This is a genomic window from Chryseobacterium foetidum (genome assembly GCF_025457425.1).
Lineage (GTDB): Bacteria > Bacteroidota > Bacteroidia > Flavobacteriales > Weeksellaceae > Chryseobacterium > Chryseobacterium foetidum.
This window is the reverse complement of the sequence record NZ_JAMXIA010000001.1, coordinates 2,247,564-2,261,449: the sequence shown is the minus strand read 5'-3', so window position 1 is coordinate 2,261,449 and position 13,886 is coordinate 2,247,564. Positions and strand designations below refer to the sequence as shown.

Genomic DNA, 13,886 nt, shown 5'->3' with positions numbered 1-13,886 from the left:
GAGAAAAATTACTTTTTCTTTTTCACAGGAGCCTTAGTTGGAACTTTAGACTTTCCTGTATCTGCAGGAGTGTTTTCGTCCTTTACTAATTTCAGCTCGTCTACGATTCTTCTTGCACCTGCGTACTTATCGATTGTCCAAAGTACAAAACGAACGTCTACGCTGATGGTTTTCTGCCATTCTTTTTCGAAAACGATGTCTCCGCTTAACGCTTCGCTGTTTCCGTCGAATGCGATTCCGATTAGGTTTCCGTCACCATCGATTACCGGAGAACCAGAGTTTCCACCTGTAATATCGTTGTTTGAAAGGAAGTTTACTGGAAGATAACCCGCTTTGTCAGCATACATTCCGTAATCTTTTGCTCCCTGAAGTGCCAGAACTCTTTGAGGAAGATCAAATTCTTCATCCTTCGGCTTGTACTTTCCTACTAAACCTTCCATTGTAGTGTAATAGTTGTCAGTAACTCCGAAGTAGTTTCTGTCGTCTCTCAATGGCAATGTATCGATCTGTCCGTAAGTAAGTCTCATTGTAGAGTTGGCATCCGGATAGAATTTTTTCTCAGGCATAGCCTTCATTAATCCAGCTAAGAAAAGTCTGTTGTTCTTTGCAAAATTATCATCAATTTTCACAAATCTCTCAGCTGAAGCTTTTTGATCTGCCATAATTCCTCTTGCAATTTTCAATAAAGGGTCTGCATCCAATTTTACACGATCAGGATTCAAAAGGAAGTTGGTAGCTGAAGTTTTATTGGCAAAAATCGAAGAAAATGCAATGTTTGAAAGATTTTTGGCATCAAGAGCCATTAATGTAGGCGATGCAACATCTGCTTTTACTTTTGTCTGATAAAGATTTACCATAGAATTCATCATTTCGCCCTCAAGTTGGGTGTTGATGCTTTCATAAGTCTGCTTGATTGCATCTTCAACTTTTGGTTTCATAGCCACTCTTCCGGCCAAATCCTGTGCTGCATAGCTGTTCAGTAAACTTGAAAGCTGAAGTGCTACTGAGAAATATTTTGAATTTCTTGTTAAAAGAGAAGCATAGTTTCTCTCAACATTTCTGTCTGAAGTCTGTTTGTAATAGGTTTTAATTTCATCTAAAACCATTTCATTCTCGATATTTGCAGGCTGCACTGCCCATGTTCTGAATGTATTTTCTACATTTTGCTTGTCTGTAATTGTTCCGTTTTTGATTACGGCATCAATTGTTCCCTGTCTGTTTTTCCAGTAATTTGCTACTGAAGCGTACTGAGAAGCGTAAGCCAACTGTGTGGTTTTGTCTTTATCCATGTACTTCTTCATTACATCCATCGCCAGTTTTGAAGCAGCTACCCAAGCCGGATAGTCTTTATTCACCATCTGATCAATACCGTAAGAAGTAAGGTAACGGTTTGTTCTACCTGGATATCCTAAGATCATTGAGAAATCACCAGGCTTAATTCCCTTCAAAGAAACCGGAAGCGAATGCTTAGGCTTTAAAGGAACGTTGCTTGGAGAAAATTCTGCAGGATTACCTGCGGCATCAGCATATACTCTGAAAACCGTAAAGTCTGCAGTATGTCTTGGCCATTCCCAGTTGTCTGTATCTCCACCAAATTTACCTAAAGATGAAGGTGGTGCACCCACCAATCTGATGTCTTTATAATCCTGATATACAAAATAATAAAACTCATTTCCGTTGAAGAAATCTCTTACTACAACTGTATATTTTCCATTTTCTGAATTTTCTGTCTGAATTGCTTTGCTTTCAGCATCAATTACTGCTTTTCTCTCAGCAGCAGACATATTGTTGTTTAATTTTGAATTGATTCTTTGCGTAGCATCATCCATTCTCACCAAAAATCTTACGTATAGATCTTTAGCATTAAACTCGTCTTTGTCTTTCATTGCCCAAAAACCATCTTTCAGATAATCTTTGGCAGGCGTTGAAGCCGCAGCTACAGCACCATAACCACAGTGGTGATTAGTAAAAATAAGACCTCTGTCTGAAACGATTTCTCCTGTACAGAATCCTCCGAAGCTTACAATAGCATCTTTAAGGCTTGAATTGTTTACAGAATAAATCTCTTCCGGAGTAAGATGCAGACCTTCTTTCTGCATATCAACACCATTAAGTCTCTTGACAAGCATCAGAAGCCACATTCCTTCATCAGCTCTCATCTGAGCGAAACTCAGTAAGAAAGTGAATAATAAAAATATTCTTTTCATTTTTTAAATAATTTTTGTGTGGCTAATTTACTAATTTTTATGCTATTTAACCTTTAAATGGTATGAAAATGGAGATATGAAGCGAATGAAAAAGACAATATCAATATTTATCGGCTTTTTATGTTTGGGATTGCTGGTAAACTGCTCATCAGCAAAGATTAAAAATGAGCAAATCCAAAGACAGTGGATGCTGGTCTCTTTTAAAAATTTCACCAAAGAAGAATTGGTTAAAAGTAAAGCTGAAATCAATCTAACCTCAGAAATTAAGGATAAAAAAATACAGGGTGGTGCATTCATGGGCTGCAACAGAATGTTTTTTACCGCTGAGATGACATCCAAAAATAAAATAGAAATTTCAGGGTTAGGTTCTACTTTAATGGCCTGTGAAAACATGAAACTGGAAGATGAATTTTCTAAAGAATTTAAAAAAGTGAAAAATTATCAGATTGAAGGTCATTTTCTAATCTTGTCTGATGAAGATGGTAATCAAATGAAATTTGTAGCAGCCGATTGGGATTAATTTTAATTGAAATTTAAATAAAAATAAGTCCGTTTTTAAGGCGGACTTATTCATGAAAAGAAAATGGTTATCAGTTTTTGTGTTTAGTTTTATTTTTTTGGAATCGTTTTTTTAATGTCGTAAACCGTCATTTCCGCGGTCATAACTACTCCGTTAGAAGAACTTGCAGAAGTGCTTTTAAATTCAGATCTTCTTGCTTTTCTTCCCGGAATGGATGCTAAAATTTCTTCCAGACTTGCATCACCCGGCACCATTTTGCCGGAATTATTCTGAACAGTTTCAGTTGGTGCAGATTTTTGCTTTTCAGATAGACCCTGTTCCGAAGCCAATGTCACAGAGGGTTTTTTATTCTGATTATCTTTTGCCTCCTGCATCATTTTAGCCTCAAATGCTTTGGATTCTTTATAGGATTCTGCTTCCTGAGTCAGATTTTCACCGGACTTTTTATTTTCCTGAGCGTAAATATTTAAACCTAAAGCCAAAAATGCGATGATATATAGTGATTTCATAATATTTTATTTAATGTTTACCAATACTTTAATTTTACCGATTCCGTTTTGATCGTAGTCCTGAAGGGCTTTTCCGATGACCTGTCCGATTTTCACTTTTTTAGGATTGCCTTTCATTGCTATTCCGGATTTTGAAGAGGTTACAATAAAATCTCCTCTCTTGATTTTTCCACCTTCCAGGCAGACTTTTGTAGGAATTACACCTACTACACCCATTGGAACCTTACTTATCAACTCAGAATCTATATTTTCTTCTGTTAAAAGAACACCTGGTTTTGTAGCATAAACTCCAGCCACCAAAGTTGAATATGGTTTTGATGATTTCTCCACTGTTCTGTCTGTATCAGTTGATATAACAAGAATATCTCCCGGTTCGTATTCTGAAGTTTTTCCTTCCACATCGAATGCTTCCGCCAAATCGGCACCGCTATTTTGAGTTCCCCCGTTGAAAAAACCTTTTCCGGTAGCATCAATTCTGGCAACATTCGCAGGTGTGCTTCCCGCTCTGAATAACGCAATGTTCCCTCCGCTTCTCTGCTCTGCAGTGATTACAGGATTTGTATTTCCTGTATTAAAATTTGTAAATCTTGCAGCACGACCGCTCGAAAAATTAGGAATCCATCCGTAAATTGCTGAACCTGTTCCGTCTGCCGTTGCTTCTACACCATCTCCAAGACCACTCGCATTAGCTGTCACTCCATTTCCGTTTCCATCAGCAATGGCTATTAAAGCAGGACCATTACCTGCTGGATTTGAAGCGTGAAACAGCCCGGCATAACCTCCTGTTCCTGATGAAATACCGTATATTCCGGCAGTTCCGAAATTAGCAAATATCGAATTTACTTCGCCTTTTACAGCAGCAGAAGTACCTGATGTTCTGTCGACTTTAAAGTTTCCGGCATTTCCATTTCCAATTGTTATAGCTGTTACCACATCGTTTGTATTTGATGCATTAAAATGTCTGAATTCTGCAGCTTTACCCAGACCGAAAGATGGTGTCCAACCGTAGATTGCGCGCCCTGTGCCATCAATATTGGCTTCTACTGCATTTCCGTTTTTTCCGGCATTTGCTGTGATAGCATTTCCGTTTCCATCAGTGAGAGCTACCAAAGCGGCACCGTTTCCTGTAGCATTGGAAGAATAAAAAAGACCTCCAAATCCCCCGGTTCCGGACGACACTCCAAATATACCTGCGGCACCAAAGTTTGCAAAGATTGTTTTTACTTCACCTCTTACTGCCGCACTTACGCTGTTTGTATTGGTATTAAGAAAAGATGAAACATTCCCTAATGTGTTATCCGGAATGTTTCCAGCCCCGTTTGATTCTACCTCAAAAGTATTTTTATCGTTATTGGTATTTGTATTGACAAAACGTCCGGCTCTACCTTTCCCGGAATTAAGACCTACCTGCCCAAATACTCCGACGCTGGTTCCTGTGGTATTTCCTGAGACAAAACCTCTTACGCCATAGCCCCCACCATCATTTCTACCAACTACTGCTCCTGCGATGTCACTTGTATTTCTACCTACTACTGCTTCACCCGCTCCGTTATTATCGGCAATAACACCGGCAGAAGTCTGCGCAGAAGTAATTCCATGGATGGCAAAACCTGATCCCGAATTACTCACAACGCCAGCCCCTGTACCTGTGGTAGATACATTGACTACCGTTCCGTTTCCTAATGTATTGGCATTAAGAACATTGTTATTATTTGCATTATTAAAAATTGAAATACTTGCCGCGATTCCGTTTGTGCTGGTCGCAGTAAGTCCCGTTCCGGTATTGCTGTTTGCATACACACCAGTTCCTGCACCTGAGGAATTTCCATAAATTCCCAGACCATTTGGCGTTACACCATAAACTCCCCAACCGCTGCCATTTTGTGAGCCCCATGTTCCTATTCCCAAACCTCCTGTTCCATTATTGATACCTCGTACCGCAGAAGAAAATCCTCCCGGAGCTGTGCTGTTTACTACACCCCGAACGGCGGCAATGCTTGATGTTGTAGTGTTATTTACACCTTCCAAAGAAGTTCCGTCACCATCATTAGTCAGAGAAAACAGAGTTGCTGCATTATTTACAGTTGCTGCATAAGGCAAGGTTAAACCGCCTCCGGAAGTTCCCCCTGCTGTTTTGGCATACATTGCATAGGGAACACTTAAAAGCTGACTTGTACCTGCTATGGAATAAGCCGTTCCTCCCGATGGATCTGTCTCTGTTTTAAGATAATAATTTCCTGAAGCCCAGTTGATACCTGCAAATGTTCCGGATAAAACTGTTCCCGAGCCGATTTCCAGACTCACCAAACCGTTGGCATTGGTAGTTCCCGTAAGTCTTTCAGAATACACAACGGTTCCTGTTGGCGTGCTTTGCAAAACACTTACACGTACAGCAATATTTTGATTTAGAAGAAGTTGACCTCCCGAATTTCTCATTACAGCCTGATAGCTCATTTTTTCAGGAGCCTGAGCCGATATCCAAATGGAGCCAAGCAGTAGCCCGGCTGATAGTAAAAGTTTTTTCATGGTATTATTTTTTGATTATTTTGAATGATTTGATACTTCTTCCCTTCTCTACAATATTGAATAAATACATCGCTGAAGGAAGTGAAGAAAAATTAAATTCAGATTTTGAATTCTGAATTTTCTCTGTTCTTAAAAGTTTTCCGGAAGAATCGAAAAGCTGAATTTCAGCATCCTTATAATCCTTCACGGGAAAATCCAGATAAATGAAATCCTGAAAAGGGTTGGGATAAAGTTTAATGCCTTCGGTATTTGCAACAGCACTGTTTACTGCCAGCGTGATGATCTCGTAACTTTGCTGCACGCCCTCCATCATCGGCAGACCGCTGCCTTTGTGATTAAAATCGACTTGTCCGACACTGTAGGAAACAGATCCCGAAGCGCCTGAAGCATTTGATCCTGTGACCAGAACAGCCTTCTGAGCCTGAACACCCGTGCCAATGAACAACAGAATAGGAGCAAATTTTAGTGAGTAAAAAATTTTCATGGTGATTAGTTTTATGATTGTGGTCATGTTTTGATGAGGCTAAATTAGCACAGCATATCAGTCGGTTTCAAAAAAATAGATAAACGACCTAAAAAATCGACAAATGACAGATAAAATGTTTGTATCTTAGGCACAAGCTAGCTACCACCATGAAATTCAGGCTGTTCATATTTGTTTTTGTTCCTCTTGCCCTTTTTGCGCAGAGTTCATCAAAGACGGCCAATGATCAGAAAGCATTATTAACAAAGCTTCCGGATGAAAAAAGATTTGAAATTCATCAGAAACTCGTTGATATCTACAGAACCTATAATCCTGACAGCTGTCTCATCTACACCAAAAAAAATCTCGAACTCATTACCAAAAACAACTGGCAAAGCAAAAAAGGGAAAGTCCTGCTGGGACTTGTGAGTTACGCAACCGAAAAAAATCAGATCAATGACGGTGTACGTTACAATAAGGAATCTGAAAAAATAAATCTCAAAAACAAAGACAACTATTCTCTAGCCGACAATTATTATATGTACGGCAGGCTTTTTCACTTAAAAGCAGACCATAAAAATGCTGTTGCCAATTATCTTAAAGCTGTTGATCTCGCAGAAAAAAGTAAAAATTCCCGCATTGTAAGCAGCGCTTACCGAAGCCTCGCCTTTCTCTATCTTGATGAATCTGATGAGAAAAAAGCCTACGAAAACATTAATAAAGCCATTAAATCAGCCCAACAGGCAAAAACTTCTGACGAACTGGGATTCTGCTACGGCGTTTTGGCAGAGATGGAAAGGAGTTTAGGCAAAACTAAAAATGCAGAGAAAAATTTTCTTTTGGCAGACAGGTATTTTAAAGAAAATCAAAATGAATATGGCCGTGCGTGGCTTTTGACCAACTGGTCTTTACTTGATGTTTCAAATGTGGATAAAAGCTATCAAATGCAGAAGGAAGCACAGTCTATCTGGGACAGAATTTCACCTCATCATTATATGTCGGTAGCCAATCATTACAACACGGGATTCTCTTACATGGATTTTTACCTAAACTTTTCGGTCTACAGCAAAAAGCATGGTTTTTCTAAACAAGAACTGCTCGAAAAAGCAATGCAGGAGTTCAAAATCAGCAAAGAGATTGCTCAGAAAAACAACAATCAGCAATGGGTAATGTTTAATCATCTTGGCATGTCTGAACTTTACAAGATTACAAAAGACATAGATAACTACGCTAAAAACATCAACGAATATTACAGCATCAAAGATTCGGTGTACTCACAGGACAGGAAAAACGAGATGGCCAAGCTGGAAAGCATGAAAGTGGTTGAACAAAAGAATAAGGAAATTGCCTTCAACAAGCTGGTCATTAAAAATAAAGAAAGAGAAAAATGGCTTTATCTTCTGGGTTTAGCCTCCTTTTTCATCATTGTAATTCTCCTTTTCTTTATGTACAGACAAAGTAAGAAAAACAGCGACAGACTTACGAGACTTAATAAAGAACTTGAAACCGCCAATAAAACTAAAATTAAATTTTTCGGAATTTTAAATCACGACCTTCGCAGTCCGGTTGCGGGGCTGATTCATTTTTTACACCTGCAGAAAGACGCTCCCGAGATGATGGATGCCGAAACCCGTTTGCGTTTGGAAAACAAAACCATCGACGCCTCAGAAAAACTTCTTCAGCAAATGGAAGACCTTCTGCTATGGAGTAAAGGCCAGATGGATCATTTTTCGCCGGAGATTACCAAAATTGAAGTGAAAGAAATTTTTGACGACATCAAAAACAATTTCACATGGACGGAAGATATCATTTTTGAATTTGATTTTCCGGAGAATCTAACTGTTAAAACCGATTTTGAATACCTCAAAACCATCACCCGAAATCTCACCAACAACGCCGTAAAAGTGCTGGAAGAAAAACAGGACAGGAAAACAATCAGCTGGAAAGCCGTGGAAAACCCAGAATATGTCTGCCTTACCATTTCAGACAACGGAAAAGGTGCGTCTCAGGAAAAATTTAAAGCGCTTTTTGATGATACTGTTGCGGTCGGAATTAAAAAAGGACTTGGATTGCACCTCATCAGAGACATGAGCAAAGCGATCGGCATTTCACTCGAGGTACATTCTGAAACCGGTAGCGGAAGTGAAATTTCGTTAAGGATTAAAAAAATCTAAATTAGCTTTAAAAGCCCTGCCAATCGGAAGTTTAATTTGCTGAACAATCTCAACCTCATGCGCCGATTTTTTTCTGATGTGATGTTTCGGAATGGCAAAACTCCTGTGAATTCTTACGAAATTGCTGAAATGCTCCTTCTGTAAAAGATTTCCGATAGAATCTAAAATACAGTGCTTTTTATCAGCCGTGATAATTCTCGTGTAATCTTTCAGGGCCTCAAAATACAGAATATCACTGATCCTGATCTGAAAAATTTCGTTTCCGTCTTTTATTTTGACGGTATTTTCACCAATCAAAGCATCAAAACCTTCAGATTTTTCTTTCATTTCAAAAAAATCTGTAAGCTTTTGCATGGCGTAGTCGAAACGGGCGGCTTTCAAAGGCTTGGAAATAAAATCCAAAGTATCCAGTTCAAAAGTATCAATGGCATATTCAGGATGTGAACTGATAAAAATACAGGCAGGAACGTTTTTGCAGATTTTTCTGAGCTCAATTCCCGTTATTCCTGGCAGGTCGATATCGAGTATAAGAACATCTGTTTCAGAGGAAATTGCAGAAACCGCTTCTTCAGCAGACCCGAAAACTCCTTCAACGATGATATTTTTATAACCTTTCAGGTGCTGTTTCAGAACCAGTCTGTCGAGCTCGTCGTCTTCTACAATAATGCATTTGATTTCCCTTTTCATCGCAGTTGAGGTGTGAATAATTTTAACTGAAAAGAATTTAAAAATTAAAGATAGTCAATAAATGACGAAATTTTTATTTAAATACAATCAATTTGATGATAATTTAATAACCCGTCTTAATACGAAAAAAAGCTTCAATCCCGAACGATTCCCTATTTTACGGACTCTTTTTTGCATCTAAAGATAAAAAATGGTATCTTGTAAATCTTATAAATTATACAGAATTTAATGCTAGAAAAGAAACAACATAATTACGAAAAGGCAGTTTTGGTGGGCGTTGTTACCCAAAATCAGGATGCTGAAAAATTACAGGAATATATGGACGAGCTGGAGTTTTTGGCTCATACCGCCGGTGCTACTATAGACAGACGGTTTACACAGAATTTAACTCAACCAGATTCAAAAACCTTTGTAGGAAGCGGTAAAGCTCAGGAAATAAAAGAATACGTCAAAGAAAACGGCATCGGAACCATTATTTTTGATGACGAATTATCGCCTTCCCAACTAAAAAATCTTGAAAAAGAAATTGAAGTAAAAATCCTCGACAGAACCAATTTGATCTTAGATATTTTTGCACAAAGAGCTCAAACTTCGTATGCAAGAACTCAGGTAGAACTGGCTCAATACCAATATCTATTGCCCCGACTGAGCAAAATGTGGTCTCACCTTGACAAACAAAAAGGGGGAATCGGGATGCGTGGTCCGGGTGAAACGGAAATTGAAACCGATAGAAGAATTATCCGTGACCGGATTAGTTTGCTGAAAGATAAACTTAAAATCATCGACAAACAGATGGCGACCCAGCGAAACAACCGTGGCAAAGTGGTTCGTGCTGCTTTGGTAGGTTACACAAACGTAGGAAAATCTACTTTGATGAATGCCATTTCCAAATCTGAAGTTTTTGCGGAAAATAAACTTTTTGCAACACTCGATACGACTGTACGAAAAGTGGTGATCGGAAATTTACCTTTCCTTTTGACCGATACCGTTGGATTTATCAGAAAATTGCCGACTCAGCTGGTAGAATCTTTCAAATCTACTTTGGATGAGGTGCGTGAGGCAGATCTGTTGATTCACGTGGTTGATATTTCTCATGAAAGTTTCGACGATCACATCGAATCTGTAAATCAGATTTTAATGGAAATCAATGCCCATCAAAAACCGATGATCATGGTTTTCAATAAAATTGACGATTTCAGTTATGAAAAGAAAGATGAAGACGATCTTACTCCAGCCTCAAAGAAAAATATTTCGCTTGAAGAATGGACGAAAACGTGGATGGCAAGATCGAAATATCCAACCGTATTTATTTCAGCTTTAACAAAAGAAAATTTCCCTGAAATGAAGAGGATGATTTACGATGAGGTGATGAAAATTCATATCTCAAGATTCCCGTACAACGATTTTCTTTTTGAATATTTTGACAATGACGAAGAGAACAACTAAAAATACATTCTGATGAAAAAATATTTCATCCTTTTCGTGATTCTTTGTTTTGGGCTGTTTTCTGCTCAGAAAGCAAACATCGACCTTAAAAATATTGAGAAAAATCTTCAGAATAAAAAGTCTGATTTTCACTACGACAAACTGATTTTCAAATACAAAGGTCTTCCGAAATCTTTAGACAGCCTTGAAGCTCAGCATCTGTACTACGGCAGAAATTACCAGAAAACGATTTCTACTTCGAGCCCTGAATTTAAGGGGCTTGCAGATGCTTTTAAAGATAAAGATGTGGATAAATCCATCACCCTCGGAAAGGAAATTTACGGGAAAGACCCGACAAATCTTGATGTTTTACTCATTCTGCTTCGCGGCTATGAGATTAAAAAAGACATTAACAATTTTTCTCACCACATGAATCAGCTCAGAAGTCTTACCGACGCCATGAAAAGTTCGGGCGACGGAAAATCTGAAAAAACAGCTTACGTTGTGAATTCTGTTGGTGACGAATACATTCTTCTCAACATGCTCAACATCGGGCAGGATTATACACGTGGTTCTCAGGCTGCCAACGGGGCCATGTATGACATCTGGCAGAAAGGGGACCAGAAACTCTATATAAAAGTACTTTACACGGGCTTTTAAACTTAAAATTTTTTAATGGAATTATACTATTCATTTTCAGCACTTATCGTTTTAGCATCTATATTCGCCTACATCAATTACAGGTTTTTAAAACTTCCGAGCACCATCGGAATTATGGTTATTGCCATCGTGGTTTCTATCATTCTGGTATTATTTGGTGAAAACTTCCTTCCCAAAACATTCAGTCATTTGAATGATCTGATGAACAGCATCGACTTTACAGAAGTTCTCATGGGAGCGATGCTGAATTTCCTTCTATTCGCAGGAGGAATTCACATTAACATCAATGATTTAAAGGAACAGTTCCGGCCGGTGCTGATATTTTCCACGGCAGGTGTTATTATTTCCACCTTTATTGTCGGTTTCGGAATGTTTTATCTATTGCCTTTGGTAGGACTGAAAATACCTTTTATCTACTGTCTCGTTTTCGGAGCTTTGATTTCTCCGACTGACCCTGTTGCGGTTTTAAGTGTTTTGAAGCAGGCCAATGTTTCGAAAGCCCTGGAAACAAAAATTGCAGGCGAATCGCTGTTTAACGATGGTATGGCTGTTGTGGTTTTTACGGTTGTTTTGCAGCTGGCGATAGGAAAAGAGGTTGATTTGGGTATTGAAAATATTGGCATCTTACTGCTTCATGAGGCAGGCGGCGGCTTGCTTCTGGGAGTTGTGCTAGGTTGGATTACTTCCAGACTGATGCGTGAAGTGGATGACTACATCATTTCAGTTTTAGTTACACTTGCTGTGGTTATGGGTGGCTACCTTGTTGCCCGACAGATGCACGTTTCAGGACCTCTGACGATGGTTGCGGCGGGATTGTTTATGGGTAATTTTAATGTTAAGTTTAAAATGAAATCAGTCACTCAGGATTATCTCATTAAATTCTGGGAACTTATTGACGAAATTCTGAATGCTGTCTTATTTCTCTTCATCGGGTTTGAGCTTCTGATGATCAAAGACTTAAATCATTTCGTTATTCCAGGATTGATTGCAATTGTCGTTGTGCTCGTCGCCAGATTTATTTCGATTTGGGGTCCTTCCAAATTCATGTCTTTCAGAACGAGATTCAGTCCGCAGACGATAAAGGTTTTATTCTGGGGCGGAATTCGGGGTGGTGTTTCCATAGCGTTGGCAATGTCAATTCCGAAAGGAGAATATCACAACACGATTTTAAGTATCACTTATTTTGTGGTTGTATTTTCAATTATCGTTCAGGGACTTACAATTGCAAAGGTTGCCAATCCGAAGAAGATTGCTGACGAAGAAAAAGATCTTGAATCAATTGCGTTGGAAGAAAATCAGAATTAATACTCTCATGCTTACAGAACTGAAAACCGCCCTTGCCGAACTTGCCATTCCCGAAAAGGCAGCTTTTCTACCTAAATTTTTCAAAACCGGAAAAGGTGAATACGGCGAAGGCGATTTGTTTTTAGGAGTGAAAGTTCCTGACCAAAGAGCTGTGGCAAAAGAATTTTGCACTAAAATTTCTTTAAATGAAATTGCCAAACTTTTATCTTCGAAATATCACGAACATCGGTTGACAGCACTTTTTATGCTGATTTCTAAATTTGAAAAAGCTAAAGAATCATCTGTAAAAGATGAAATCGTTCAGTTTTATCTTAATAATCTGAAAGGAATCAACAATTGGGATCTTGTAGACACCAGCTGCTACAAAATTTTAGGTCGCTATGCTTTTGAAAATCAAAAAGATGACTTGCTAATTAATCTTTCGGAATCTGAAGATATGTGGCACAAAAGAATTGCAGTTGTTGGCACAATGCATTACGTAAAAAAAGGTAATTTTGAGCTGACGAAAAAGCTTGTATTGAGAAACCTTTTTCATACTCACGACCTGATGCACAAAGCAAACGGGTGGCTTCTGCGGGAAATGGGAAATAAAAATGAAACTGAACTGATCAGTTTTCTAAATTCACACTACAAACGCATGCCCCGAACAAGCCTCCGCTATGCGATTGAAAAGCTGGATGAAAGTGTGAGACAGGATTATTTAAAAGGAAGAATTTGAACCAAACCACAGATTACAATATGAATTTAAAATACTTTTTGCTCCTGATTCCATTACTGCTGCTGACCAGCTGTTTTGATATTTTAGATAAAGTCAACATCAAAGCTGACGGAAGCGGAGACTATACTTTGATTCTGAACGCCAGCAAAAGCAAAACCCGCATCGCTTCCCTCTCAAAAATGGAGACCGTGAATGGAAAAAAAGTTCCGAAAAGATCTGAGATTGAATCTAAAATCAATCAGGCTGCACAGATTTTTAAAACCACACCTGGAATTTCAAATGTGAAAACTTCGATGGACTTTGACAATTACATCCTTAAACTCAGCTGCAGTTTCAAAAAAATTGAAAACATCAACGCCGGACTGGAAAATTTAAAGGCAAAAAACATCATCGGAAAGATGATTCCGACGAATATGTACAGCCAGAATATTCAGAATAAAACATTTACGAGAAATAAAATCAATACTTTCAAAGAAGATTACAACAAACTCAGCGCGGCAGATAAAGAAGTTTTCGCAACGGCAAAATATGTTTCTGTAATGCAGTTTGAAAACACCATCAAATCCCAAAGCAACAGTGTTTACCAACTTTCGCCCAATAAAAGAGCCTTGAAACTTGATGGTAATATTCTTGATTTTATCCTTCAGAAAAAACAGCTTCAAAACAACATTCAATTTCAATAAACCAAAAAC

The 13,886-nt window shown here is 38.5% G+C and carries 12 protein-coding genes; 7 read left to right on the top strand and 5 right to left on the bottom strand.

Annotated elements, in window-relative coordinates:
- Window positions 1–8: 8 nt before the first annotated feature.
- Window positions 9–2,207, bottom strand: coding sequence for a S46 family peptidase (locus NG809_RS10685; protein WP_262150507.1), 2,199 nt, complete (start codon window positions 2,205–2,207; stop codon window positions 9–11).
- Between the two features lie 85 nt (window positions 2,208–2,292).
- Between NG809_RS10685 and NG809_RS10680 the strand changes: the two genes are divergently transcribed.
- Entirely contained in the window at window positions 2,293–2,727 is a 435-nt protein-coding gene (locus NG809_RS10680; protein WP_262150506.1) for an META domain-containing protein, read from the top strand.
- 89 nt (window positions 2,728–2,816) lie between these two features.
- On the opposite strand, the gene NG809_RS10675 is transcribed toward NG809_RS10680, so the two are convergent.
- The 3 genes from NG809_RS10675 to NG809_RS10665 are packed head-to-tail and all read right to left on the bottom strand — an operon-like array spanning window position 2,817 to window position 6,246.
- The gene (locus tag NG809_RS10675) at window positions 2,817–3,236 is read right to left on the bottom strand and encodes a hypothetical protein (RefSeq protein WP_262150504.1); all 420 of its coding nucleotides are present in this window, start codon (window positions 3,234–3,236) and stop codon (window positions 2,817–2,819) included.
- A 6-nt stretch (window positions 3,237–3,242) separates the two neighbouring features.
- On the bottom strand, window positions 3,243–5,762 hold the full coding sequence (locus NG809_RS10670; RefSeq protein ID WP_262150502.1) for a beta strand repeat-containing protein: 2,520 nt from the start codon (window positions 5,760–5,762) through the stop codon (window positions 3,243–3,245).
- A 4-nt stretch (window positions 5,763–5,766) separates the two neighbouring features.
- Entirely contained in the window at window positions 5,767–6,246 is a 480-nt protein-coding gene (locus tag NG809_RS10665) for a T9SS type A sorting domain-containing protein (protein ID WP_262150500.1), read from the bottom strand.
- A 149-nt stretch (window positions 6,247–6,395) separates the two neighbouring features.
- Between NG809_RS10665 and NG809_RS10660 the strand changes: the two genes are divergently transcribed.
- The gene (locus NG809_RS10660; RefSeq protein ID WP_262150498.1) at window positions 6,396–8,399 is read left to right on the top strand and encodes a tetratricopeptide repeat-containing sensor histidine kinase; all 2,004 of its coding nucleotides are present in this window, start codon (window positions 6,396–6,398) and stop codon (window positions 8,397–8,399) included.
- On the opposite strand, the gene NG809_RS10655 is transcribed toward NG809_RS10660, so the two are convergent.
- Entirely contained in the window at window positions 8,379–9,086 is a 708-nt protein-coding gene (locus NG809_RS10655; RefSeq protein ID WP_262150496.1) for a LytR/AlgR family response regulator transcription factor, read from the bottom strand. The two genes, NG809_RS10660 and NG809_RS10655, sit on opposite strands and share 21 nt — an antisense overlap.
- 228 nt (window positions 9,087–9,314) lie before the next feature.
- Between NG809_RS10655 and hflX the strand changes: the two genes are divergently transcribed.
- Genes hflX through NG809_RS10630 form a run of 5 tightly spaced genes read left to right on the top strand, consistent with a single transcriptional unit; the run spans window position 9,315 to window position 13,877 of the window.
- A complete protein-coding gene (hflX, locus tag NG809_RS10650; RefSeq protein WP_262150494.1) occupies window positions 9,315–10,532 on the top strand; it encodes a GTPase HflX in 1,218 nt (405 codons plus the stop codon).
- Window positions 10,533–10,544: 12 nt separating this feature from the next.
- The gene (locus tag NG809_RS10645) at window positions 10,545–11,171 is read left to right on the top strand and encodes a DUF4919 domain-containing protein (protein WP_262150493.1); all 627 of its coding nucleotides are present in this window, start codon (window positions 10,545–10,547) and stop codon (window positions 11,169–11,171) included.
- Window positions 11,172–11,186: 15 nt separating this feature from the next.
- The gene (locus NG809_RS10640; protein ID WP_262150491.1) at window positions 11,187–12,476 is read left to right on the top strand and encodes a cation:proton antiporter; all 1,290 of its coding nucleotides are present in this window, start codon (window positions 11,187–11,189) and stop codon (window positions 12,474–12,476) included.
- A 7-nt stretch (window positions 12,477–12,483) separates the two neighbouring features.
- Window positions 12,484–13,194, top strand: coding sequence for a DNA alkylation repair protein (locus tag NG809_RS10635; RefSeq protein ID WP_262150489.1), 711 nt, complete (start codon window positions 12,484–12,486; stop codon window positions 13,192–13,194).
- Complete coding sequence (locus NG809_RS10630) at window positions 13,191–13,877, top strand: hypothetical protein (RefSeq protein ID WP_262150488.1); 687 nt, start codon at window positions 13,191–13,193, stop codon at window positions 13,875–13,877. Before NG809_RS10635 ends, NG809_RS10630 begins: the two co-directional genes overlap by 4 nt.
- Window positions 13,878–13,886: the final 9 nt, after the last annotated feature.

Excerpts from the sequence above, each read along its gene's own strand:
- NG809_RS10685 (WP_262150507.1), bottom strand. The coding sequence starts at position 2,207 with ATGAAAAGAATATTTTTATTATTCACTTTCTTACTGAGTTTCGCTCAG.
- NG809_RS10680 (WP_262150506.1), top strand. The coding sequence starts at position 2,293 with ATGAAAAAGACAATATCAATATTTATCGGCTTTTTATGTTTGGGATTG.
- NG809_RS10675 (WP_262150504.1), bottom strand. The coding sequence starts at position 3,236 with ATGAAATCACTATATATCATCGCATTTTTGGCTTTAGGTTTAAATATT.
- NG809_RS10670 (WP_262150502.1), bottom strand. The coding sequence starts at position 5,762 with ATGAAAAAACTTTTACTATCAGCCGGGCTACTGCTTGGCTCCATTTGG.
- NG809_RS10665 (WP_262150500.1), bottom strand. The coding sequence starts at position 6,246 with ATGAAAATTTTTTACTCACTAAAATTTGCTCCTATTCTGTTGTTCATT.
- NG809_RS10660 (WP_262150498.1), top strand. The coding sequence starts at position 6,396 with ATGAAATTCAGGCTGTTCATATTTGTTTTTGTTCCTCTTGCCCTTTTT.
- NG809_RS10655 (WP_262150496.1), bottom strand. The coding sequence starts at position 9,086 with ATGAAAAGGGAAATCAAATGCATTATTGTAGAAGACGACGAGCTCGAC.
- hflX (WP_262150494.1), top strand. The coding sequence starts at position 9,315 with ATGCTAGAAAAGAAACAACATAATTACGAAAAGGCAGTTTTGGTGGGC.
- NG809_RS10645 (WP_262150493.1), top strand. The coding sequence starts at position 10,545 with ATGAAAAAATATTTCATCCTTTTCGTGATTCTTTGTTTTGGGCTGTTT.
- NG809_RS10640 (WP_262150491.1), top strand. The coding sequence starts at position 11,187 with ATGGAATTATACTATTCATTTTCAGCACTTATCGTTTTAGCATCTATA.
- NG809_RS10635 (WP_262150489.1), top strand. The coding sequence starts at position 12,484 with ATGCTTACAGAACTGAAAACCGCCCTTGCCGAACTTGCCATTCCCGAA.